This is a genomic window from Salinibacterium sp. AL4.1, assembly GCF_059767305.1.
The window spans coordinates 402,821-425,775 of record NZ_JBSOQK010000002.1; the positions used below are offsets into that span (position 1 = coordinate 402,821).

Consider the following 22,955-nt stretch of genomic DNA (forward strand, 5'->3'; position numbering starts at 1 on the left):
GGGCATGAAGGATCGCTCGTGACCGAACCAGTACAGCCGCCTCCTCGCCGCTTTCCGCGCCGCGTCTATGGCGTCGGCACTGAGCCGGATGCCCGCTTCAGCCTGGCGAACGAGCGCACGTTCTTGGCGTGGATCCGCACCGCCCTCGCACTGATCGCTGCGGGTGTCGCGCTGGAGGCATTCGTGTTGCCGATCGCTCCCGGGTTCAGACTCGGGGCATCCGTTCTGCTGATTCTGTTGGGCGTGCTCGCCCCGATTCAGGCGTGGTTGGGCTGGATGAAGGCCGAGCAGTCGTTGCGGCTCGGACGCCCGCTGCCCTCCCCTAACCTTGCAGGCCCCATTGGTGGCGGCGTTGTTGTGGCCGGGCTGCTGCTCGCGGTCGGTATCCTCCTCCAGTGACGCGCGACTTCGACCGCCCTTTCGATGCCGGCCTACAAGCGGAACGCACCGCCCTCGCCTGGCAGCGCACCGTGCTGTCGTTTGCCATTGCAGCGCTGGTCTCTGCCCGGCTCCTACTCAACACCGTCAGCATCGGCAGCTACGCCGTTGCCGCTCTCGGCCTCATCATGACCGCCGTGCTGTTCTGGGTCGGGCACCGCCGATACCGCACCGTGCATACGAAACTGGTGCAGGCGTCCACCGATCGCATTCGACTGACAAGTGCGGCGCCACTGTTCCTGTGGGCGCTTGCCGTCTTCGTGCTCGCCGTCGTTGGCGCGGTATTCGCTGCACTCGGTATCGTCGCGACGCTTCAGCCGTAGCGGGCTCGACCTACCGCGCATTGCGCATCGCGCATCGCGCATCGCGCATCGCGCTCCGCACGCACCCGCGCACAGAGAACTTGCCCGACGAAGCGTGCCCCCTCCGCCCAACGGCGTAGCAGCGTCCGCACACAGATACACCGGATGTTGTACGCAGCATCCAGACAGAAGGCTTAGTGTTTTAGAGGCTGATTGCTGATGCCGATGCCGCTGAACACTCGCGGCACCTTCGCCCTCCAGTTTTGGGACAACGAGAAACTTCATGAGCTCGACTTCACACACCGCTGCACCTCGTCGCGGGCGTTCCGGATCACGCGACAACCCCGACGACGGCCCCCGCGCTAAGTTCAGCGAGCTGCTCCCCTACCTCTTCGAGCACCGCAAGGTCATGATCTTCGTGATCATCCTCAGCATCCTCGGCGCGGGCGCTTCTCTCGCCCAGCCGCTGCTCGTCAGTCAGGTCATTACGATCGTCGAGGCCGGAGATTCGCTCGGCACCCTCGTGTGGCTGCTCATCGGCCTCGTCGTTATCTCGGGCCTCATCAGCGGCTACCAGCACTACCTCCTGCAGCGCACCGGTGAGGGCGTTGTGCTCTCCAGCCGTCGTCGTCTGGTAAGCCGGATGCTCAACCTCCCCATCTCGGAGTTCGACCGTCGTCGCACCGGCGACCTCGTCTCCCGTGTCGGCAGCGACACCACCCTGCTGCGCGCGGTGCTGACGCAGGGCCTCGTCGAAGCAATCGGTGGCTCGATCACCTTCATCGGTGCGCTCATCGCGATGCTCATTATCGACCCTGTGCTGCTCGGTCTCACGGTGCTCGTGATCGCCATCGCGGTCGTCACCGTCACGACGCTCTCGAAGCGCATCCGTGTGGCCAGCCAACGCGCTCAGCGCAAGGTCGGCGACCTAGCCGCCGCCGTGGAACGGGCGATCTCCGCCGTGCGCACGCTGCGAGCATCCAACGCCACCGAGCGTGAAATCGAGGCCGTGAACGAAGACGCTCTCGGTGCCTGGAAGATGGGCATCAGCGTCGCCAAGATCTCGGCGCTGGTTGTTCCGATTGCCGGAATCGCCCTGCAGGTCTCGTTCCTCGTCGTGCTCGGCGTCGGCGGCTACCGCGTCGCTAGTGGCGCCATCGAGATCGCCGACCTCGTCGCGTTCATCCTCTTCCTGTTCCTCATGATCATGCCGCTCGGCCAAGCCTTCGGTGCGGTCACCGCGGTCAATCAGGCACTCGGTGCACTCGGCCGCATCCAAGAGATCATCAAGCTGCCCAGCGAGCTCGAATCGGACGTCAACGTCGTTGCCGTTCCGAGCATCGAATCGGATGCCGCGATCACGTTCGACAACGTCGAGTTCTCCTACCCCGACGATTCCGTTCTCGTGAAGGTCGAAACCGAATTGGCCGAACTCAAGCACGGCGGCGCAGAAGCTGCCGCAGACGAAATCGACCTCACTGTGCTTCGCGGCGTCAGCTTCACCGTGAAGCGCGGCGAGCGCACCGCCATCGTCGGACCCTCCGGTGCCGGCAAGAGCACCATTCTCGCCCTCATCGAGCGCTTCTATGACCCGACGGCGGGCGTGCTGCGCTTGGGCGGCGACGACCTTCGCGCCCTCAATCGTGAAGAACTCCGAGCCCAGATCGGCTACGTCGAGCAAGACGCTCCCGTGCTCGCCGGCACGCTGCGCCAAAACCTCCTCATCGGCGCCCCCACCGCGACCGATGACGAGTGCATCGCGGTGCTTGCGTCGGTGAACCTCACGGGTGTACTCGAACGCAACCCTGCCGGTTTGGATGCCGCCGTCGGCGAAGACGGCGTGATGCTCTCCGGTGGTGAGCGTCAGCGTCTCGCGATCGCCCGCACCCTGCTCGCGGCTCCCCCGATTCTGCTGCTCGACGAATCGACCTCCAGCCTCGATGGCCTCAACGAGCAAATGCTCCGCGAAGCCATCGACGCCGTGGCTGAGAACCGCACGCTCATCGTGATCGCGCACCGGCTCTCGACCGTCGTCGACTCCGACCAGATCGTGGTGCTCGACAAGGGCAAGGTCGTGGGCGTTGGAACCCACTCCGAGCTCGTGAATTCGACCCCGCTCTACAAGGACCTCGCCAAGCACCAGCTGCTCGTCTAGCGGGTCGCGGGTGCGCTGCAGCGGCAGTGCGCCCGTGCACCCGTGCGCGGGCCGCTACCGCTGCTGTGCAGCACTGATGCATCCCTTATGCAGCCCTGCAGCTACTGCGGGGCTCTGTGCCGCTCCTGCCGCGCTGCGCTGGCGCCGTTACTCGACCGCGAGCGCGAACATCGCGACCGCAGCCGTCGCCGCAACGTTGAGCGAGTCGATGCCGTGCCGCATCGGAATCTGCACAATCGTGTCGGCAGCGTCGATAGCCTCGCGGGTGAGGCCGTGGCCCTCGGTGCCAAGCACGAGCGCAACCTTCTCGGGCGCATCCGCCGCATAGTCGCGCAGCGACACCGCACCATCCTCGAGGGCGAGTGCCGCGATCTGAAAGCCGGATGCCGTGAGCAGTTCACGCGTGTCTGTCCAGTTGCCGATGCGAGTCCACGGCACCTGCAGCACCGTTCCCATCGAGACGCGGATAGCGCGCCGGTAAAACGGGTCGGAGCACTGCTCGGTGACGAGCACGGTATCTGCCCCGATCCCGGCGACGGAGCGGAAGATCGCGCCCACGTTGGTGGGATCAACGACGTTTTCGAGGATGACGATGCGGCGAGCATCCGCCAACAGAGTTTCGGGCGTCGGCAGCGGCGGGCGGTGCATCGACGCGATCACGCCGCGGTGCAGCACGTAGCCGGTGAGCTCCGCGAGCAGTGAGCCGTCGCCCGTGAAGATGGGAACGTCGTCGCCGACGAGCTCGACAATCTCGTCAACCGAGGTGCCGAGCGCGAGAACCGAACGCACGCGGTGACCGGAGCGTAGGGCGCGCTGCAGTACGAGCGTCGATTCGGCAAGGTAGAGACCGTGCTCGGTACCCTGCGCTTTGCGCAGCGCCACATCGGTCTGGTGCGAATAGTCAGCGAGCCGCGGATCGCTGAGCTCGGTGACAGGGATGACGGGCACGCTACAGCTCCCGGCTCACGCGAATGAGGATCACGGTGCGGCCGTCTGCACGCTGACCGCTTGCAGCCTCGAAGCCGGGACCGGTGACAGACTCGATGCCCTGAAAGAGCACGAGGTTGTCGAGCCCAAGCGCATCCGCTTCGGCTGCCCAGGACAGTGTCGGCACCACCCGGTAGTCGCCCGAACGCAACGGGTCGACAGCACTCTCCGGCAACACTGCGGTGGCATACAGCAGCCCGAAGGAGCCTTCGACCGTGGCATATTGCACGCTCTCAACTTCGGTTTCTGCGGGAAGGACGATCTTCGAGAACTCGGCGATCTGTTCGAGAGACACATCGCTGCAGGTTCCGTCGGAGGTGTCGGAGGCATCGGAGGATACATCGCACAGGGTTGCTGTCGTGGGCCAGATAGCAGTGAACAGGGCGGCACCACCGGCCACGGCGATCCCGATGACGAGCCCGAGACCGACGAGCAGGGCCAGCAACCGCCAACCTAAACCTTTGCCGGGCGGGAGAACTTCAGACTCGGCGATGAAGCCGGGAAGGTGAAGCTCTTCGGGAGAATCTGTCATCCCAGGATCACGCTTCGGGAGAGACGAGCGTGATGCCCGACTCCGCCATCGTCGCGAGCGCGGCCGTGCTCGACTCCGGGGCGACACCAGCCACCAGCTCTGTCAGCACCGACACTTCGCGCCCACTGCCGGCGGCATCCAGTGCAGAGGCAAGCACGCAGTAGTCGGTGGCGATGCCAGCGACATCAATCGCGTCAACGCCGAGTCGCGCCAGCAGAGCCGGGAGCGTCTCATCGTCGTCGGTCGTGCCCTCAAAGATGGAATAGGCCGGAACGCCTTGGCCCTTGCGTACGTGCACGTTCAGGAGCGAGGTATCGAGGGCGGGGTGGTACTCCGCGCCGGGCGTGCCGGCCACACAGTGAACCGGCCACGTGTCGACGAAGTTGGGGGCGGCATCCGTCGCAAAGTGGCCACCGTTGCTGTTGTCAGCATCGTGCCAGTCGCGAGAAGCAATCACGACGTCGTAGCGGTCGGGGTTCGCTCGCAGATAGTCGGTGATTCCGGCCGCCACAGCGGCACCGCCGTCGACGCCTAAAGCGCCACCTTCGGTGAAATCATTCTGGACATCGATGATGAAGAGTGCAGCAACCACGCTGCCAGTCTAAGTCGCGGCAGCATCCACCCACAGCGCCGGCGTCACAACGTCAGTAGTTAGAGAGGTTACTTCCACAGGAATACACGCCCGCGACAAGGTTGTCGATCGCGGTGCGGGCATCGGTCGAGATGCCTTCCCCGATCGAGTAGAACGCGAACGCTAGCTGAGTGCCGTCCTCGGCATTGACCACGCCAGCGAGTGAATGTTCCTGGTCGGTCCAGCCCGACTTCGCTGCCACGTTTCCGGATGCCGCAGCGGCATCCCCTTCAAATCGGCTGTACAGGTCGCCGCTTTTGCCCCCGACCGGAAGCATCCCGTAGACGGTGCCCACGGCACCACTGCCCGCGGCACCCAGAGCCATGAACTGGGCAGCGAAGAGCGGGGACACCTGGTTCTTGGGGCTGAGGCCCGAGCCATCGGTGATGGTGATGGATGCGGCGTCGTCGAGGCCGGCATCCGACAAAGCACTCTGCATTGCTTGAGTGAGGGTACTCGCTGCGCCGCTGAGGCCCAGTTTCTTGGAGACGAGGCGAGCCAACGACTCGGCGAGAGAATCATCGCCGCTGTTGAGCATCTGCTCGACCAGCACGCTGACCGGCTGCGATTTCACCTCAGCAAGCACGGTGGTGCCGACTGCGGCACCGTTCGAGAACGTGACACCGGGCAGACCAGCCGCTTGGGCAAAGGCTTCCCCTGCCGACTTCACGGGATCGGTACCACGAGGGCTGATGGCAGTCGTGGGATCAGCGCGGTCGCCGTTCACCATCAGAGCAGTGACATAGGAGTGGTAGCCGCCGGTACGTTCGCGCTCGGGCCAGTTGGGATCCCACGCGTCAGCAGTGGTCCACAAGGTGGAGTCGAGCACGATTTCGGTGATCGGAACCCCGGGGTGAAGTTCTTCGTACCGCGTCATGGCCTGCGACGCGAGCTCAGAGATCTGCGGTGCATCCCGGTAGTACGAGGCATTTGTGGTCGCCAGCGTCGGGTCTCCCCCGCCGACCAAGACGATCACTCCCGGCTGCGAGCCATCAATGACTTTCGTACTGATGCGAGTATCGGCGCCCAACGTTTGCAGTGCGGCGGCCGCCGTGAACGCGGTCACAATGTGGGCGGGGCTCGAGGCGTCTTCTGCCGAACGGTCCCAGAGAACATCGCCGCTAGCGACATCCGTCACAACACCAACGAGCGACGGGAAGGCCGCGACAGTTGCTAACGGATCTACAGAACACGTGCGCACAGAGACCGAACCGGGGGTAACATCCGGTTGGCTCCGCTGTTCAACAGTGACTTCGTCTGGGGTGACATCAACTGCCGAACTAGCGGAGCCAACCGAAATTCCGGCGAATACTGCTACTCCTGCGAGTAGTGCGAAGAGAACCGCTGCGACCGTCACCGTGGATGCGGTGGGGTGCTTGGCAATAAACGCGCGTATTCCTCCCGGCGCTTTCGGCTCGCTGCTGGCTGAATCAGTCACCCGGTTATAGTACCCGGATGCCTCGACTCAGTGCCCGCATGCGGCCTAGCAGTACGTCCAACGTGCTGCAGCGCGGGTAAAGCTATAGGGCTCATCGATTCCGCCGTGGGTCATGGCGAAGGCGATGCACACGCCGCCGGTGCTGGCACCGGGCTGGTAGAGCGATGCGCGATGTGCACTGGATTCCCACCACTTGGATGCCACGGTGGCTCCGCTATTTCCTGAACCACCAGCGAGGTTTCCGTCGCAGCCGCGAGCGGCAACGCCATCGGAGCGAGTGGTGCCGTTGTGGCCCCAACCGTCGAGAGGATTTGAGCTGGGCGATTCTGCCATCCAGAAGAGGCGTTCTTCCATGCAGGAGTCGTAGCGGAAGTTCGAGAGGGGAATCGGCTGCAGGCAGTTGGCGACGCGAATCGCGTTGTACGCGTAGGCGAACGATGAGAGGTCAGCCGAGGTGGTTCCGGCAACGCCCTGCGAAGAGCTGCGGCTCGGTGCGCCGGGAACTGCACCGCCGACGTTGCTGGGGCACGCTTGCCCGGCAGACGCATACGCAGCGCGAATCTGCTCGACGGATGCCGATCCACCGGTCACCGATTCAACAACAATCGGCTTCGGCTTGGGCACGGCCTTCTGAGCCAAGTGCTCGGAGTCAGTCGTGAGCGCTTTCGCTTGAGCCTTCAACTCGGCCGCAAGCGATTCTTCTGTGATGCGTTCGACGCTGGCGACAGCCACCACGTCGGGCTCTTCTTCGATCGGGCCTGTGGCCGTCGATGCGAATAATGGTGAACGTGCGGCCGCGTTAGCGGTTGCGCTCTCGGTGAGCCCTGGTCCGCCTCCCCCGACGAACGGTACTACTCCGACTATTACAACGGTTACTAAGGCCGTTAAAAACGGAACTCTCCCCATGAAAAAATCGCCCCCCAGACGAATGAATAGGATGCAGACCCCTCTGCTTCCTGCTGCCAAAACTAAGGGCGAAATCACAGTTATACAAGGGAAAAACCCCGGAAACATGCGGAAATACCCGTTAATGGGGGGTCTGGGTGACGGGTCTATCCTCTGTTTGGGGGACACCCCTGTGGCCCGAAAGTGAGATTTTCGAACCTTCGAGAGGATCGCATCCACGGACCCCAATGACCCCCGCTGCAGGGCGTTTGCATATCCCCATCAAGAGGTCGATACTTGAGAAAATCTAACTCTTTGGGGGTCGTGGTGCCGGAGCTTACAACCGATCAGTACAGCACTATCTTCGTGCTGTCGATCGCCGCCGGCACCGTCGCCCACGTCATCGGCGCAGACCTATTGCTCGTAATTGGCATCGCTCTCGGGTCATTCACTGTCGGCCTGATCGTCACGATGATTGCCAACAAGCGCACCGTTGACCCTGGCGAGTAACTAGACCGGAGTCTGCGAAGAAGGCGTTGGCGAGACGCATGCGGAGAACGGAGCCGCCTATCAGAATCGAACTGATGACCTTCTCATTACGAGTGAGATGCTCTACCGACTGAGCTAAGGCGGCCGGCCACATTTTCATGAGGCACAGCATGAAAGCTTAGCCGAAGTTTTGGGGTTCTATGACCCACTCGACGAACTCAGGCTTATGCGCCGCAATTCGGGTCGTCATTGGGCACCACTCCATTGATGAAATACGCGTCAACCGCGCCATCCACACAGCCCACACCACCGTTGTAGGCAGTGTGGCCCTCACCGTTGTAAGTGATTAGCTGGGCGCTCTGCAGCTGTTCGCTGAGCGCGACGCCCCACTCGTAGGGTGTTGCCGGGTCACCGGTCGTGGAGATGATGAGAACAGGCGGAGCGCCCTCTCCCGTGAGCTCAGTGATCTCCGGCCCAATGTATTGGTACGGCCAATTGATGCACGTGAGGTCACCGGTCGGCGGGAAGTCACGGTAGGTCGCCGGCGAGGCCGCCTGCATCAGCTTCTGCTGCTCGATGAGCACTGCTGGATCAGTCTCTACGGGGTAGTCAACGCAATAGATAGCGATAAACGCCTCGAGCGAGTTGTCGGCATAAGTTCCGTCGACATCCCGGCTGTAGTAGAAGTCAGCAAGGAAGAACGCGGTGTCGGTCTCGCCGCGTGCCGCTTCGGAATAAAGGTCGTTGAGGAACGGCCACGAATCCTGAGAGTAGAGAGCCGTGCTCATGGCGATGTCGAGCACGCCAGCATCCATCATGCGACCGTCGGCGCCCGGGATGGGGTTGGCGTCATAAAAGTCGTACAGTTCTCGAATAGTCGCGAGAGCAGCATCCACCCCACCAGTGAACGGGCAATTGTCGAAAATCTCGGGGCACGCCGCGAGGTAGTTCTCCAGAGCGCGCTGGAATCCCGCCGACTGAACCAGCCCTACCTCGAATACTGAGATAGAAGAATCGGTCGCACCGTCGAGCACAATGCGGCCCACATTCTGGGGAAAGTTTTCGATGTAATACGAACCGATGTCGCTGCCATAGGAGTAACCCAGATACTGCAGCTTTTCATCGCCGACGATCGCACGCAGCATGTCAAGGTCGTGCACAGTGCTCTGCGTATCGATGAACTGCAGCACCGGTCCAGTGTTCTCAAGGCACGCCTGGCCGAAGTCTATGGCCGCCTGCTCGCTCGTGGCGAGCCACTCATCGCTACCAACGGCGGCTTCCGGAATGCCGAAGATGAACTCATCGAGACCATCATCATCGAGGCACGTGACGGGAGTCGAACGACCAACACCGCGAGGGTCCCACCCGATCACGTCGTAGTTCTCGCGGAGATTCGAGCTCACCGCAAAATCGACATCATCGTGGATGAGATCGAAGCCAGAGGCACCCGGCCCACCGGGGTTCACAAACAACGACCCCAGGCTCTCTCCGGTGGCCTCATGTCGAGCCATGACGATTTCGATATCGGTCTCCGATGACGGGTTCGCCCAGTCCATCGGAGCGATCGCCGTGGCGCACTGAGCGCCATTGCCGCAGTCAACCCACGTCAGAATCTGCTCATAGTAGGGCGCGAGTTCGGCCGCAACGGTCTCCCCCGTCGGCTCTGAACGCTCGCCTAGAAAGTTGTTCAGCAGGTTCACACAGCCGCTGAGCAGGAGAGTGAGAGCGAGAGCCGGCACCACGAGGGCGAGCCTGCGAGCGCGAGAAGCGGGGGCAGCAACGATGGAGTTCACGGCCCGAGCCTAGCGGTTAGCAGTTCGGGTCGTTGGCCGGAACCTCCCCCTTGAGGAGAAAGTCCTCCACCGCGCTATTCACGCACTCGTTGGACTTGTTGTACGCCGTGTGACCCTCACCGTTGTAGGTGATGAGGTGGCCAGTATCGAGGTTGTCAGCCACCGTCACCGCCCATTCGTACGGCGTTGCGGGGTCGTTTGTGGTGCCGATCACGAGCATGTCTGCGGCACCCGGAGCCGCGATCGCGGTGCGGTCACGCTTCGCCTCCACCGGCCAGTTGGCGCAACCGGGGTCGCCATACGACATCTGCGGGCCAAAGATGGGAGCCGCGAGCGCCAGCTCGGCAGCCTGCTCACGCATGCGCTCGTTGTCGGCGGGCTCGCGGGCATCCAGACAGTTGATGGCAATGAACGCTTCGGTTTGGTTCTCGGCATACGTGCCATCGGCAGTACGGCCGTTGTAATTGTCGGCAAGGTCGAACGCGATCGACGCATCACCTTGCATCACGGTCGTGAAGAGCTGGCGCAGGTACGCCCAATTGGATTGGCTGTAGAGCGGCAGGATGATCGCCGTGAACATGGTGCTGCTGCCGAGCTTGCGGCCGTCAGCGTTTGTGAGCGGGCTCTTGTCGAGCCGGTCGAGCAGAGTGCGGATTGTGGTGCGCGATTCATCGACAGACCCGGTGAAGGGGCAATCGCTGGCGCCAGCGCAATCCTCGAGGAACGCATCCAGTGCACCTTCAAAGCCTTGAGCCTGCGCCTTTGTTGCTTCAAATTCGGATGCCGCGGGGTCGACCGCTCCATCGAGAACGAGTCGTCCCGTCTTCTCGGGGAACAATTCGGCGTAGACCTGGCCGAGCAGGGTGCCGTAGGAGTAGCCCAAATAGTTGAGCGTCGCATCGCCGAGAACGGCACGCAGCATGTCGAGGTCACGAGCGGCGCTCGGGGTATCAACAAAGCCCAGGAGCGGGCCCGTCTCTTCGCTGCAGCGTTGGGCGAACTGAGCGGAGGCTTCGGTGGCGGCGGCGATCCACTCGTCGCTGCCCTTCTCCCCCGGCGTGATGCCGTAAATGTACTCATCAAGTTCAGCAGGGTCGGAGTAACACGACACCGGCGTTGAACGGTTGACCCCACGAGGGTCGAAACCGACCACGTCGAATTGCGCCTGCAGCGCCTCACTCGTGGCGTAATCCACGCTGTCCGCGATGAAGTCGAAACCGGACCCGCCAGGGCCACCGGGGTTTACCAGCAATGAGCCGATGCGATCGTTGCCTCGCGCGGTCTGACGCACCAGGGCTAGGTCGATCGTGTCGCCCTCGGGAGCATCCCAATCAACGGGCGCAATCGCGGTGGCGCACTGCAGGTTGTCACCGCAGCTGTTCCACTCCAACACCTGCTGATAGAACTTCTCAAGGTTCGGCGCAACGGCCTCTTCCGTTGGCGTCGATGTGGTCGATGACTCGGGCGGGAAGAACCATGACACACAGCCGCTCAGCAGCAGCGAGGTTGCCAGCGCCGTGGCAATTACCGCGGTAGTGCGAGTGCGAGTGCGGCGCCGGTTCATGCGCCACGCCCCGACACAGCCACCTTGACGAGCATCGCTTCGAGCGCGAGTGCCGGGGCGACATTGCTCTCGATGCGGCGACGCGCCTCGGCGATACCATCCATGATGGCCAGCGTCGCTGGGGCCGTCGTGCGGTTCGCGACCGCTGTGAGATTGTTGACAATGCTGAGGTTAATGAGCTCTCCCGGGGCGCCAATCTGGGTCAACAAAATGTCGCGATACAGCGACAACAGGTCGACCATGATGCGGTCAATGCCATCACGCAGGCTTCGCGTAGCGCGGCGCTTCTGGTCTTCTTCGAGGTTCTTGAGCTGCACGCGCAGAGCGGGAGGAACTGTTCCGCCGGGCGCGACACCGAGCGAGCGAAGGGCGCTTTCGCGTTCCTGCGCATCTTTCTCTTCGGTGATGGCTGCGGCATCCGCCTTCGACAGTTCAAGCAGCGACGTCGCTGCGATCACGGCGTCAGAAACCGTGCGGATGTTGAGCACGGTCGTGAGGGCCCGTTCGCGTCGTTCGCGGGCCTCCGCATTGGTGGCAAGACGGTGCGCCATGCCGATGTGGCTTTGCGCTTCTCGCGCGGCACGCAAGGCAATATCGGGGGCAACTCCATCGCGGTCCTGCAGCAACTGGGCCACGTCTTCGATGGCGGGGGTGCGCAGGCGAACGCTGCGCACGCGCGAGCGGATCGTGGGGATGAGGTCTGCTTCACTGGGCGCGCAAAGAATCCACACGGTGCGCGGCGGCGGCTCTTCGAGCGCTTTCAAGAGAACGTTGGAGGTGCGCTCGACCATGCGATCGGCATCCTCAATAATCATGACGCGGTAGTGGCCGACCGAGGGCGAGAACTGTGACGACGCGACGAGCTTACGCACTTCGTCGATCGAGATGATGACGCGTTCGGTGCTGAGCACGCTGAGGTCGGGATGCGTGCGAGCAACGACCTGCTTGTAGACCGACTCCTCGGTCTCGTCACCACGCGTGCCGAGCAGTGCAGCGGCGAAGGCATAGGCGATGTTGGAGCGGCCCGAACCAGGAGGCCCCGTGATCAACCACGAGTGCGTCATGGACGATTGTTCTGAGCTGCCCAACGCCGACGAGGAGGCCGCAGCCTCAAGAACGGCGATCGCTTCAGCTTGGCCCGTCAGGCCTTCCCACAACGACATGCGCTCAGTCTAGGCGGGTTGCGGGAGGTGGTTTTGGATGCGCTCACGGATCGCCGTAGCTATCTCGCTAATCTCGCGGGCGGCATCCACCACCAAGATACGTTCGGGCTCTTTGGCGGCACGTCCGAGGAACGCGTCGCGCACTCGAACGTGGAATTCTTGCTTCTCCGCTTCGAGGCGATCGTAGCGAGTGCGAGCGCTGTCGAGCCGCTTGCGGGAGTCGGTGGGATCAAGGTCGAGCAACACCGTTACGTCGGGAAGAAGCCCTTCGGTTGCCCAGAGGGACAGCTCGCGCACTTCGTCGGAGCCAAGAACTCGCCCGGCACCCTGATACGCCTCCGAGGAGTCGATGTAGCGATCCTGCACGACGATCTCGCCGCGTTCGAGCGCGGGGCGCACGACGGTGGCGATGTGATGCGCGCGGTCGGCCGCGTAGATGAGGGCCTCTGCGCGCGGGTCCATATCGCCCCGGCGATGCAACACGATCTCGCGAAGTTCGAGCCCGAGATCGGAGCCACCCGGTTCACGGGTCACCACAACGGTGTGCCCCGCTTCGGTAAGCCAATCGACAAGAAGCTGCGACTGCGTGGTCTTACCCACGCCGTCGCCGCCCTCGAGAGTAATGAAGAGCCCGGGCACGCTACTCCGCTTCGGGAGCGGCAGACGCAGCAGCCTTTGCCGCAGGCTTGGCTGCTGCCGGCTTCTTTGCTGCGGGCTTCTTGGCTGCCGTGGCCTTAGTTGCCGTCGTCTTGGCTGCCGTGGTCTTGGCGGCTGGCTTCTTGGCAGCTGGCTTCTTGGCAGCTGGCTTCTTGGCAGCAGGCTTCTTGGCTGCGGGTTTCTTGGCTGCCGGCTTCTTGGCAGCAGGCTTCTTCGCTGCCGTCTTGCGCTTGACCGGTCCCTTGGCGCGCTTGTCAGCGAGCAGTTGAACGGCGCGCTCGAAGTCCACGTCTTCCACGGTCTCGCCGCGCGGGATGGTGGCGTTGGTGGTGCCGTCGGTTACGTACGCACCGAAGCGGCCATCCTTGATCTTGATCGGCTTTTCGCTCACCGGGTCAGCGTCGAACTCTTTCAGAGCACTGGATGCTGCGCGGTTGCCGTACTTGGGCTGGGCGTAGAGCTCGACGGCTCCGGCTACATCGATGTCGAAGATAAGGTCTTCGCTCGTGAGCGACCGGGTGTCGGTGCCCTTCTTCAAGTAGGGGCCGTAGCGACCGTTTTGGGCCGTGATTTCAGCGCCAGACTCGGGGTCAACGCCCACCACGCGCGGCAAGCTGAGCAGCTTGAGGGCGGTGTCGAGGTCGACAGTGTCGAGGTCCATCGTTTTGAAAATGGATGCCGTACGCGGCTTGACCGCGGCAACCTTCTTCGGCTTCTTGGCCTTCTTCACTTCGCCGGTCTTGGGGTCGATCTCTTCGACGGGCTCCGGAACGGGCTCGGGTTCTGGTTCGAGCTCGGTCACGTAGGGGCCGAAGCGGCCGTCCTTCGCGACGATCTCTTTACCGTTTTCCGGGTTTACTCCGATGACGCGGTCGCCGATAACGGGCGCTTCGATGAGTTCGATCGCCTTGGCGAGGGTGAGTTCGTCGGGCGCAAGCGCTTCGGGAATGTTGACGCGGCGCGGCTTCTCCGGGTCGTCGCTGGGGGTCTCTAGGTACGGGCCGTACTTTCCGATGCGCAGGGTTACGTCATCCGACAGCTTCATCGAGTTAATTTCCTTGGCATCGATCTCGCCGAGGTTGTCGATGACGGTGCGCAGGCCCCTGTACTTGTCGTCGCCGAAGTAGAACGACTGCAGCCACTCCACGCGGTTCTGGGTTCCTCCCGCGATGCGGTCGAGGTCGTCTTCCATACCGGCAGTGAAGTCGTACTGCACGAGGTCGCCGAAGTACTCTTCGAGCAAACGGATCACGGAGAATGCAATCCAGTTGGGCGCGAGTGCCTGGCCGCGTGGCGTGATGTACCCGCGGTCGATGATCGTCGAGATAATCGAGGCGTAGGTCGACGGGCGACCGATGCCGAGCTCTTCAAGCTTCTTGACGAGGCTGGCTTCGGTGTAGCGCGGAGGCGGGCTGGTCTCGTGGCCCTTGGCTTCGATGTCGAGAAGCGTGAGGGTCTGGCCTTCCTTGAGCGGAGGCAGTTTCGCTTCCTTGGGCTCAGCGGTGGCGTTGCGCTCTTCGTCTTGGCCCTCTTCGTAGGCCTGCATGAAGCCGCGGAAGGTGATGATGGTTCCGCTGGCCGAGAATTCGGCAACGGGAGCTTCGCCGGCAGCGATCGTGATCGATGCCGTTGAACCCTTAGCGTCAGCCATCTGCGAGGCGACGGTGCGCTTCCAGATGAGTTCGTAGAGCTTGAAGTCGTTTCCGCGCAGTGTCGACTGAAGTTCGCTCGGCGTACGGAAGGTGTCACCCGAGGGACGGATAGCTTCGTGGGCCTCTTGAGCGTTCTTGCTCTTGCTGGCGTAGACGCGGGCCTTGTCGGGCACAGCGTCAGCACCGTAGAGCGCAACGGCTTGGGTGCGGGCGGCGGAGATGGCCTGCTGCGAAAGCGACGAGGAGTCGGTTCGCATATAGGTGATGTAACCGTTTTCGTACAGCGACTGCGCAACGCTCATCGTCTGCCGAGCGGAGTAGCGCAGCTTGCGGCCGGCCTCCTGCTGCAGCGTCGAGGTGGTGAAGGGTGCTGCGGGGCGGCGCGTGTAGGGCTTGGTCTCGACCGTTTTTACGGTGATGGTGGTGCTCGGCATCCGCAGGGCGTCTGCGAGTGTTTGAGCGGCTTTCTCATCGAGGGCTACTGCTTCGCCCTTGAGGTTTCCGCGGTCGTCAAAGTCGCGACCGGCAGCAACGCGCTTGCCGTCGAGGCGTACGAGCTTGGATTCGAATCCGTTGGTTTCGCTGTCGGGCGAAAGCTGGGCAATGAGGTCCCAGTAGTTGGCGGTGATGAAGGCGAGACGTTCGCGTTCACGCTCGACAACAAGGCGAGTCGCGGCGGACTGCACGCGGCCAGCGGAGAGCCCGGGGCCGACCTTGCGCCAGAGCACTGGCGAGATTTCGTAACCGTAGAGACGGTCGAGGATGCGGCGGGTTTCCTGGGCGTCAACGAGCGCGGTGTCGACGTCGCGGGTGTTGTTGATGGCCGCTTCGATGGCGTCTTCGGTGATCTCGTGGAACACCATGCGCTTGACGGGAACCTTGGGCTTCAGCACTTGAAGCAGGTGCCACGCGATGGCCTCACCCTCGCGGTCCTCATCAGTTGCGAGAAAGAGTTCGTTCGCGCCGCTGAGCGCTTTCTTCAGTTCGCTGACGGTTTTCTTCTTGGCGTCAGAGACGACGTAGTAGGGCTCGAAGCCGTTGTCGACGTCAACTGAGAACTTGCCGAGCGAACCCTTTTTGAGCTCGGCCGGCAGATTGCGCGGCTCGACGAGGTCGCGGATGTGGCCGACCGAGGAGAGCACGTCGTAGTCGTCACCGAGGTACTTTGAGATCGTTTTGGCCTTGGTGGGCGACTCAACGATGACAAGTTTTTTGGTGCCAGACACGGGACTCCTTGGATGATGACGCACTAGACCGGTGGCAGCGCCACCGTCAGCGACACAATACACACACCGACCGCTCACTTGCCTAATTCGCCCCGGTTGGGGGTGGGCCTGCTGTGGCGCTCGTTGTGACCAGTATGCCGAGGATGTGGCGACTGGCGGTAACTGTCACGATACGCCCATCTACAGTGCACTCCTTTATATGGGCGTCATTTACGCCTGCGAGCAATTCAGCGTTGTCGCAGGGGTAGCCTGCCACGAGCCCGCTCGCGGTATCGGCGGCGGCGAGCGCTGCAGCATCCGTTGCCGCGGCGAGGGCGTGACGAACGCTGAGTGCCCAATAGAGGGGACCGACAAGTGCGGTGATCGCGATGACGGTCGCGACGAGAACGACCATCAGCAGGGTTCCTGCGCCTTCGTCGTTGCGCAGGCGGAGCCCCAGCGACCGTCCCGAGCCGGTCGCCCGGTGGTGCACGGTATCCACTATTTGCCTCCCGCGAGCGCACAGCTGCTGGCACTGAGGCTGATGGGCAAGAGCCCCAGCAGCGCGTTGCGCGCGGGAGCCGTGACGGTGGCGCACACGAGGTTATCCCGCTGGTGGGAGCTGAGCCGTGCTGAGGAGACCAGGGCGGATGCGGTGGCGGCGACCGTGCCGGAGCTTTCGTCTCGTGCCAGGCTGCGCGCCGACGCGGCTGCCGCATCTTGCAATCGAATTTGCAGCCCAGCGAGCTGCACCCCGCTGAGGCAGCAGACCAGCACCAAAGCCACGGCGGGCATCGCCAACGCGAATTCTGCGGTGACGCTGCCTCGCTCCGCGTGCAGCGCGGGCGTCGACCACAAAGACAACCCTCGCTCCGCCGCTCGCTGTCGCGTGTGGCGGTGCCCGCGCTCAGGCAGGGATAGAAAGCGCACTGCGCACGATGTCGGTAAGCATGCCGCGCACTTCTCCTGAGCGCAGCACGACCACGAGCAAGCCAGCAAACCCGACCGCGGCGAGCGTAGTGATGGCATATTCGGCGGTGGCGGCACCGCGCTCAGACCGGAGACGAAGGCGGAGTCGCCGTGAGAGCGCGGTTGTAGTGCCAAGTCGCGAGGGACGGGTGCGCCCCGGTTCGAGGGCAGAAAAGCTAATGAGATGTGGGTCGTTCATGAGGTACTCCTTCGTGCGCTGTGCGCCGTCTGCGGCCGAGTGATTCAAGCCTGCCGACAACGGCGCCCGCGCGACGCGGAGGTACCCGATGTGTGCAACTTCTGGAGAACCTAGGAGCGGTGGACAAGATGACGGATACTATGCAGGCCGAAGCTCGACACTCTCGCTGCCGAAAAGTCTCGCCTGCGTATACTCGAACGCATGTCGAACAGTAATGAGAAAGAATCACTAGCGACAGCATGGGGAAGCCTCTTGTTTGGGCTCGCAGCGGCCGGACTAACGGCCACTCTTCTTGCCGACGCCGCGACATGGTGGCAGTTCGCCACCACGGCGATTGCGGGGGTGCTGAGCACTACCTTGATCGCTGTCGGAATACGCGCCTTCCTGCTGCACCAGCGTCGACGACGTGCTGCTCTCGACGCGATCGAAGCTGAATTGTTGGGGCGACGCTAGAACCCCTCCACGGTGGACGAGATAACCGCCACCATGAGCGGCAGCACCCCGAGCACCATGAACGCGGGAAGCACGCATAGCCCGAGCGGGAGCATGAGCTGCACTGAGAGCGCAGCGGCGGCGGTACGGGCATCCGCATCTGCCGTCAGGCGCAGCTCGTCAGCTTCGGCACGCAGCAGTTCGGCCGCGGGCACGCCCGCCTCGTGGGAAAGCTGCAGCACCTCGTCTAGGTGATCGCCATCGCCGGGCAATGAGAAGCGCTCGAGCGCCTCCGTTACGATGGCGCGCGCCGGAACAAGCGAGCCCCCGCCAGAGACCGCGACAGCCATCAGCTCGCACTCGAGCCCCGGAGCCGCGCGCTCCGGTGTCGCCGATCGAACGAGCCTGCGGTTCCATCGCACGGCCACAAGAATCAGTCCGCCGCCTACGACGAGACAGCCCCAGCCGATAGGCGTCGTAAACAGCACGCCCAGAGTGTCGAACCCCAGTAACGCTCCAAACACGAGCCCCACAGCGGGCAACGCGAGAACCATTCGTGCGGTCGAAACCGGAGCAGCCAGCGCAGTGGCCACTTCGCGCTGGCTGTGCACGAGCATCCGCAATGCCCTCGCCTGAGTACGCAGCGCGCCAGCCAACGGCGCTCCCACTTGCGCAGCCACAAACCACGCTGCAGCGAGAGAATTCCACGCTTGCCGATCAAGCGCTGCAAGCCCCGCGGATGCCCGAAAGATGCGTTCTGGCGCCCCTCCCGGTTCGCCGCTTTCCACCGCTACCGCCGCGGCTACGTTGCTCTCGGCGCGGCCGCGCGCAACGTGCTGCCATGCCGAAGTGGGAGTCAAGCCTGCGTGCAGCAGTACAGCCAGGCGCTGGGTGGTGCTGGCAACGTCCGGCAGCTGCGAGAGTGGGGCTTTCATTCGATTTCGGCGATCGTGAGGCGGTCGTTGGCATCGAGTTGGAGGCGGCCGAGGTGGGTGAGTCTGCGGCGACCGTCTACGCGGTCGATGTGCAGTACGGCGCCGATGGCGCTCACGGCTTGGCGGGCGATGGCGTTCGCGTCGAGTCCGGCGAGCGCCCCGAGCGCTTCGAGGCGGCTGGGCACATCACGCAGCGAGTTCGCGTGCAGCGTTCCCGCGCCGCCGTCGTGGCCGGTGTTGAGGGCGCTGAGAAGTTCGCGAATTTCGGCGCCCCGACATTCGCCGACGACGAGGCGGTCGGGACGCATTCGGAGGGCTTCGCGCACGAGGGTGGGGAGCCCATAGCCGCCGGCGCCTTCGAGGTTGGCTTGGCGCGCTTCGAGGGAGACAAAGTGGGGATGGTCGACCCGAAGCTCGGCGACGTCTTCGATGGCGACGATGCGTTCGGTGAGGGACGCCGCAGCGAGGAAGGCTCCGAGGAAGGTTGTTTTTCCTGCCCCTGAAGCACCGGAGATAAGCACGTTCTCGCGCCGGTCGATGAGCGATTGAATGCGTTCGCGAGGCACGTCGTTGAAGAACCCGGCGAAATCCAACTCAGCAAGCCCGAACGGTTCGCGACTGGGAACTCGGATCGAGAGCAAGGTGCCGTTTGCGGAGATGGGAGGCAGCACGGCGTGCACCCGCACCCCACCGGTGAGCCGAACATCCACACACGGGGTCGCTTCGTCGATGTGTCGGCCACCGAGGCTGATGAGACGGACGGCGAGCGCGCGCAGGTCGGCCTCGGTCATGCCGACGTCCCCGACGGGTTCAAGCCCACCGCCGCGGTCGATCCAGACATTGTGAGCGCCGTTGACGAAGACGTCGGTGGTGTTGGGGCGGCCCACGTAGGGCGCTAGTGGCCCGAAGTCGTGCAGTGCACTGGCAGACACGGCGGCTGCGCCCGACGCCGCTGCAGACCGCAGCACCGCCGCCCCCGCCCCAACGCCGCTGCGGTGTCGCGCGCTTTCAACGCTGTCGGGTTCAGCGGTAAGTAATCGACGGGCGACGAAAGGAACAGGGGCAGGTACAGGGGTAGGCAAGCGCGAAGTGTCAGTCACCCCGCCACGCTAGAGACTCCTCCGCGCCGGGATCGAGGAAGCTGCGATGCCTACAACAAAGCACTCCCCCTCGCCGTTGGGGAGGAGGAGTGCTGGGTTAACGCGAGACCCCCGCGACCGCCGAGCGATCACACGGGGGCCACCGCACGCTAGTCCTGAGCGACCGTGATTTTTACCTCGATGTTGCCGCGCGTGGCGTTGGAGTACGGGCACACCTGGTGGGCTGCATCCGCGAGCGCCTGAGCCTGCTCGGCGGCGAGGTCGGGGATGATCACTTCGAGATCAACGGCGAGCTTGAAACCGCCGTCCTCGGTGGGAAGCAAGTGAACTGCGCTGCCCACGGAGGAGTGCTCGATGGCCACCTTCTGGTTGCGGGCGACGAGCTGAAGTGCCGAGTGGAAGCACGCAGCGTAACCGGCGGCGAACAGTTCCTCGGGGTTCGAGCCGTTGCCCGATCCACCCATCGCGGTGGGCATGGCGAGGTCGAGGTCGACGTTGCCGGATGTTGTCTTCACGTGTCCGTTACGGCCTGCGCCGGTCGAGAGTGCTTCTGCGGTGTAGAGAGCTTCCATTAGTTCTGCCTTTCAATGACATCGGCTCCAGCCGCGGATGCGGTGGAGAGGTGTGAGGTGACGCTGTGCAGCGTCGATAACGTCGAAGTAAATTCGGGAAAAGTGATGTTCGTGGCGTCAGCGATGCACGCGGGAATGTGCGCCAGTTGCTCGCGCATGGCGAGGCCCTGTTCCGTGGCGCGGACGACTACACGGCGCTCGTCTGAAATGGACCGCTCTCGGGAAAGAAAGCCGCGCTCGTCGAGTCGTTTGACGAGAGGCGACGTGGTGCCGAGGTCGAGCATCAGCCGGTCCGCAATGTCACTGATCGTCGCCGAGCGCTGTTCCCACAGCACGATGAGAACCAGATACTGCGGATATGTGAGACCCCACGGCGCTAGCAGCGTTGTGTACCGACGATTCATGGCGCGGGCCGCTGCGTAGAGCCCGAAGCAGAGCATGCTGTCGAGAGCGGAGGGGCCTTGCTCGTCCGCGCTCTGATCGTCATCCATTCTTCAAGCTTTGCACACAAAGACTTTGTGCACAAAGCAATGCGAAAAGAGCTGGTCGACAGAACCGGCAACAGAAGAAGAGCACACGCCGAAGCGTGCCCCGGGAAGGTCCCGCCACAGGAGAAGGTCCCGTTAAAGAGAGAGGGGCGGCGCCCAGTGGGGGGAAAGGGCGCCGCCACAGCGGCCGACGATTGGGGGGGAATCGTATTGGCCACTTGCTGAACTTGCGCCCAGCGACTTTCAGTGTAACGCAACGGTATGGGCGCGCAACGGAGGTTTTAGAATCGGTGGAATACTTTCAGAAAGCACGTGGTCAAGAAATGCAATCACACGATCGAAGAGGATCAAATGCCCAGTAATTCCATTGACAGTCTTCTGCACGAATCACGACGTTTTGCCCCGTCAGAGGCCTTTTCTTCCCGCTCCGAAGCGAGCGCAGACCTCTACTCCTCGGCTAAAGCAGACCGAGTTGAGTTCTGGGCCGATAAAGCGCGCGAGTATGTTCACTGGCACAAGCCGTTCACAGAAACACTCGATTGGTCTACCCCTCCCTTTGCGAAGTGGTTTGCCGACGGTGAACTCAACGTGGCGTACAACTGCCTCGACCGCCACGTGCTCGCTGGCAACGGTGACCGCGTCGCTATCCACTGGGAGGGTGAGCCCGGCGATAGCCGCAGCATCACCTACGCCGAATTGACCGCAGAGGTCAAGCGCGCGGCCAACGCCATGGCTGCCCTCGGAGTCGGCCAGGGTGACGTCGTCGCCATTTACATGCCGCTCGTTCCCGAGGCTGTCATTGCGATGCTCGCGACGGTACGCCTCGGTGCAGCGCACTCCGTCGTCTTCGGCGGCTTCAGCGCCGAAAGCCTCCGCAGCCGCATCGACGACGCCAGCGCCAAACTCGTTGTCACCGCTGATGGCGGTTGGCGCAAGGGCAAAGTCTTCCCCCTCAAAGCAGCAGTGGATGCCGCACTCGCCACCGGGGAATCCACCGTTACGAATGTGTTGGTCGTCAAGCGCGGCGAGAACGATGTGGAGTGGACCGAGGGTCGCGACCTGTGGTGGCACGATCAGATCGAGGCAGCGGAGCCTGAGCACGAGGCGCAAGCGTTCCCCGCCGAGAACCCGCTCTTTGTGCTCTACACCTCGGGCACGACGGGCAAGCCGAAGGGGATCCTCCACACCAGCGGTGGCTACCTCACGCAAGCGGCGTTCACCCACAAGAACGTCTTCGACCTCAAGCCGGAAACCGACGTGTACTGGTGCACGGCAGACGTCGGCTGGATCACCGGCCACACCTACGTGACCTACGGTCCTCTCGCGAATGGTGCCACTCAGGTGCTGTACGAGGGAACTCCTGACGCCCCGAACCCGGGCCGCTGGTGGGAGATCATCCAGAAGTTTGGGGTGAGCATTTTCTACACGGCACCCACCGCCATCCGTTCGTTTATGAAGGCAGGGCGTCAGATTCCGGAGCAGTACGACCTCAGTTCGATTCGCGTGCTGGGTTCGGTGGGCGAGCCCATCAACCCCGAAGCGTGGATTTGGTACCGCGATGTGATCGGCGGCGGCTCAGCTCCCATCGTTGACACGTGGTGGCAGACCGAAACCGGCGCCATCATGGTTGCGGCGCTGCCCGGACTCACGACGTTGAAGCCGGGTTCGGCACAAGTTCCTATCCCGGGAATCAAGATCGACATCCTGGGCGAAGATGGCACGCGCGTTGACCCTCCTAACGGTGGACTGCTGGTTGTTTCCGAGCCATGGCCTGCCATGCTGCGCGGCATCTGGGGTGACCCAGAGCGCTTCAAGGAGACGTACTGGTCGAAATTTCCGCAGCTCGATGGCGAACAGTACTTCGCCGGCGACGGCGCCCATGTTGACGAGGATGGCGACATCTGGCTGCTCGGCCGGGTCGATGACGTCATGAATGTCTCCGGCCACCGCTTGTCGACCACCGAAATCGAGTCGGCTCTCGTCTCGAACCCCATCGTGGCAGAAGCTGCCGTGGTGGGAGCGGCGGATGAGGCGACCGGTCAAGCGGTCGTGGCGTTCGTCATCATAAAGTCGAACCAGGAGCATGCTCAGACTGCAGCGGAGGCTAGTTCGCTGCTGCGTCAGCACGTCGCGAAAGAGATCGGCGCGATCGCACGCCCCCGGGAAATCTTCATCGTCTCGGAGCTGCCCAAGACGCGGTCGGGCAAGATCATGCGCCGCTTGCTTCAGGATGTCGCGGAGGGCCGCGAGATCGGTGACACCACCACGCTCGCCGACACCACGGTGATGCAGATCATCTCCGACAAGCTCAACTAGGCCTCGCAGAAACGCTGAAGGCCGGGCCCCCACGGGGACCCGGCCTTCGACGT

General features: G+C 63.2%; 23 protein-coding genes and 1 tRNA gene. 6 read left to right on the forward strand and 18 right to left on the reverse strand.

What is annotated here, in order from left to right:
- The first annotated feature begins 18 nt into the window (after positions 1-18).
- From ACWTV3_RS11280 to ACWTV3_RS11290, 3 genes are all read left to right on the forward strand, one after another.
- Positions 19-399 (forward strand): YidH family protein, encoded by a 381-nt coding sequence (locus tag ACWTV3_RS11280; RefSeq protein ID WP_498478299.1) that lies wholly within the window; start codon positions 19-21, stop codon positions 397-399.
- Positions 396-761 (forward strand): DUF202 domain-containing protein, encoded by a 366-nt coding sequence (locus tag ACWTV3_RS11285; RefSeq protein WP_498478300.1) that lies wholly within the window; start codon positions 396-398, stop codon positions 759-761. Before ACWTV3_RS11280 ends, ACWTV3_RS11285 begins: the two co-directional genes overlap by 4 nt.
- Before the next feature lie 262 nt (positions 762-1,023).
- Positions 1,024-2,895, forward strand: coding sequence for an ABC transporter ATP-binding protein (locus ACWTV3_RS11290; RefSeq protein ID WP_498478301.1), 1,872 nt, complete (start codon positions 1,024-1,026; stop codon positions 2,893-2,895).
- A gap of 147 nt (positions 2,896-3,042) precedes the next feature.
- Here the strand turns inward: ACWTV3_RS11290 and ACWTV3_RS11295 are convergent, their stop codons facing one another.
- Genes ACWTV3_RS11295 through ACWTV3_RS11315 form a run of 5 tightly spaced genes read right to left on the reverse strand, consistent with a single transcriptional unit; the run spans position 3,043 to position 7,215 of the window.
- Positions 3,043-3,843: a TrmH family RNA methyltransferase gene (locus ACWTV3_RS11295; RefSeq protein ID WP_498478302.1), complete on the reverse strand. Its 801-nt coding sequence runs from the start codon at positions 3,841-3,843 to the stop codon at positions 3,043-3,045.
- A gap of 1 nt (position 3,844) precedes the next feature.
- The gene (locus ACWTV3_RS11300) at positions 3,845-4,414 is read right to left on the reverse strand and encodes a hypothetical protein (RefSeq protein ID WP_498478303.1); all 570 of its coding nucleotides are present in this window, start codon (positions 4,412-4,414) and stop codon (positions 3,845-3,847) included.
- Positions 4,415-4,421: 7 nt separating this feature from the next.
- A complete protein-coding gene (locus tag ACWTV3_RS11305; RefSeq protein WP_498478304.1) occupies positions 4,422-5,006 on the reverse strand; it encodes an isochorismatase family protein in 585 nt (194 codons plus the stop codon).
- Between the two features lie 52 nt (positions 5,007-5,058).
- Positions 5,059-6,483, reverse strand: a complete 1,425-nt coding sequence (locus ACWTV3_RS11310; RefSeq protein ID WP_498478305.1) for a D-alanyl-D-alanine carboxypeptidase/D-alanyl-D-alanine-endopeptidase — start codon at positions 6,481-6,483, stop codon at positions 5,059-5,061.
- 45 nt (positions 6,484-6,528) lie between these two features.
- The gene (locus ACWTV3_RS11315; protein ID WP_498478306.1) at positions 6,529-7,215 is read right to left on the reverse strand and encodes a hypothetical protein; all 687 of its coding nucleotides are present in this window, start codon (positions 7,213-7,215) and stop codon (positions 6,529-6,531) included.
- 480 nt (positions 7,216-7,695) lie between these two features.
- Between ACWTV3_RS11315 and ACWTV3_RS11320 the strand changes: the two genes are divergently transcribed.
- Positions 7,696-7,878, forward strand: coding sequence for a hypothetical protein (locus ACWTV3_RS11320; RefSeq protein ID WP_498478307.1), 183 nt, complete (start codon positions 7,696-7,698; stop codon positions 7,876-7,878).
- 51 nt (positions 7,879-7,929) lie between these two features.
- Here the strand turns inward: ACWTV3_RS11320 and ACWTV3_RS11325 are convergent.
- The 9 genes from ACWTV3_RS11325 to ACWTV3_RS11365 all read right to left on the reverse strand — a co-directional run bounded on the left by ACWTV3_RS11325 (position 7,930) and on the right by ACWTV3_RS11365 (position 17,059).
- Positions 7,930-8,002 (reverse strand) — tRNA-Thr (locus ACWTV3_RS11325).
- Positions 8,003-8,081: 79 nt separating this feature from the next.
- Entirely contained in the window at positions 8,082-9,650 is a 1,569-nt protein-coding gene (locus ACWTV3_RS11330) for an alpha/beta hydrolase (RefSeq protein ID WP_498478308.1), read from the reverse strand.
- Positions 9,651-9,666: 16 nt separating this feature from the next.
- On the reverse strand, positions 9,667-11,214 hold the full coding sequence (locus ACWTV3_RS11335; RefSeq protein ID WP_498478309.1) for an alpha/beta hydrolase: 1,548 nt from the start codon (positions 11,212-11,214) through the stop codon (positions 9,667-9,669).
- Positions 11,211-12,377, reverse strand: a complete 1,167-nt coding sequence (locus tag ACWTV3_RS11340) for a DNA polymerase III subunit delta' (RefSeq protein ID WP_498478310.1) — start codon at positions 12,375-12,377, stop codon at positions 11,211-11,213. Before ACWTV3_RS11340 ends, ACWTV3_RS11335 begins: the two co-directional genes overlap by 4 nt.
- 9 nt (positions 12,378-12,386) lie before the next feature.
- The gene (tmk, locus tag ACWTV3_RS11345) at positions 12,387-13,016 is read right to left on the reverse strand and encodes a dTMP kinase (RefSeq protein ID WP_498478311.1); all 630 of its coding nucleotides are present in this window, start codon (positions 13,014-13,016) and stop codon (positions 12,387-12,389) included.
- 1 nt (position 13,017) lies between these two features.
- A complete protein-coding gene (gene topA, locus ACWTV3_RS11350; protein WP_498478312.1) occupies positions 13,018-15,912 on the reverse strand; it encodes a type I DNA topoisomerase in 2,895 nt (964 codons plus the stop codon).
- Between the two features lie 82 nt (positions 15,913-15,994).
- Complete coding sequence (locus ACWTV3_RS11355; protein WP_498478313.1) at positions 15,995-16,393, reverse strand: Rv3654c family TadE-like protein; 399 nt, start codon at positions 16,391-16,393, stop codon at positions 15,995-15,997.
- The gene (locus ACWTV3_RS11360) at positions 16,393-16,755 is read right to left on the reverse strand and encodes a TadE family type IV pilus minor pilin (protein ID WP_498478314.1); all 363 of its coding nucleotides are present in this window, start codon (positions 16,753-16,755) and stop codon (positions 16,393-16,395) included. Before ACWTV3_RS11360 ends, ACWTV3_RS11355 begins: the two co-directional genes overlap by 1 nt.
- Before the next feature lie 43 nt (positions 16,756-16,798).
- Positions 16,799-17,059, reverse strand: coding sequence for a DUF4244 domain-containing protein (locus tag ACWTV3_RS11365; protein WP_498478315.1), 261 nt, complete (start codon positions 17,057-17,059; stop codon positions 16,799-16,801).
- A gap of 201 nt (positions 17,060-17,260) precedes the next feature.
- Here ACWTV3_RS11365 and ACWTV3_RS11370 point away from each other — a divergent pair, with 201 nt between their 5' ends.
- Positions 17,261-17,512 (forward strand): hypothetical protein, encoded by a 252-nt coding sequence (locus ACWTV3_RS11370; protein WP_498478316.1) that lies wholly within the window; start codon positions 17,261-17,263, stop codon positions 17,510-17,512.
- On the opposite strand, the gene ACWTV3_RS11375 is transcribed toward ACWTV3_RS11370, so the two are convergent.
- The 4 genes from ACWTV3_RS11375 to ACWTV3_RS11390 form a co-directional block, all read right to left on the reverse strand.
- Positions 17,509-18,426 (reverse strand): type II secretion system F family protein, encoded by a 918-nt coding sequence (locus ACWTV3_RS11375; protein WP_498478317.1) that lies wholly within the window; start codon positions 18,424-18,426, stop codon positions 17,509-17,511. The genes ACWTV3_RS11370 and ACWTV3_RS11375 overlap by 4 nt on opposite strands.
- Positions 18,423-19,526, reverse strand: coding sequence for a TadA family conjugal transfer-associated ATPase (locus tag ACWTV3_RS11380; RefSeq protein WP_498478318.1), 1,104 nt, complete (start codon positions 19,524-19,526; stop codon positions 18,423-18,425). Before ACWTV3_RS11380 ends, ACWTV3_RS11375 begins: the two co-directional genes overlap by 4 nt.
- Before the next feature lie 149 nt (positions 19,527-19,675).
- Positions 19,676-20,098 (reverse strand): organic hydroperoxide resistance protein, encoded by a 423-nt coding sequence (locus ACWTV3_RS11385; protein WP_498478319.1) that lies wholly within the window; start codon positions 20,096-20,098, stop codon positions 19,676-19,678.
- Complete coding sequence (locus tag ACWTV3_RS11390) at positions 20,098-20,589, reverse strand: MarR family winged helix-turn-helix transcriptional regulator (RefSeq protein WP_498478320.1); 492 nt, start codon at positions 20,587-20,589, stop codon at positions 20,098-20,100. Before ACWTV3_RS11390 ends, ACWTV3_RS11385 begins: the two co-directional genes overlap by 1 nt.
- A gap of 348 nt (positions 20,590-20,937) precedes the next feature.
- Here ACWTV3_RS11390 and acs point away from each other — a divergent pair, with 348 nt between their 5' ends.
- Positions 20,938-22,902 (forward strand): acetate--CoA ligase, encoded by a 1,965-nt coding sequence (gene acs / locus ACWTV3_RS11395; protein ID WP_498478321.1) that lies wholly within the window; start codon positions 20,938-20,940, stop codon positions 22,900-22,902.
- The last annotated feature ends 53 nt before the right edge of the window (positions 22,903-22,955 follow it).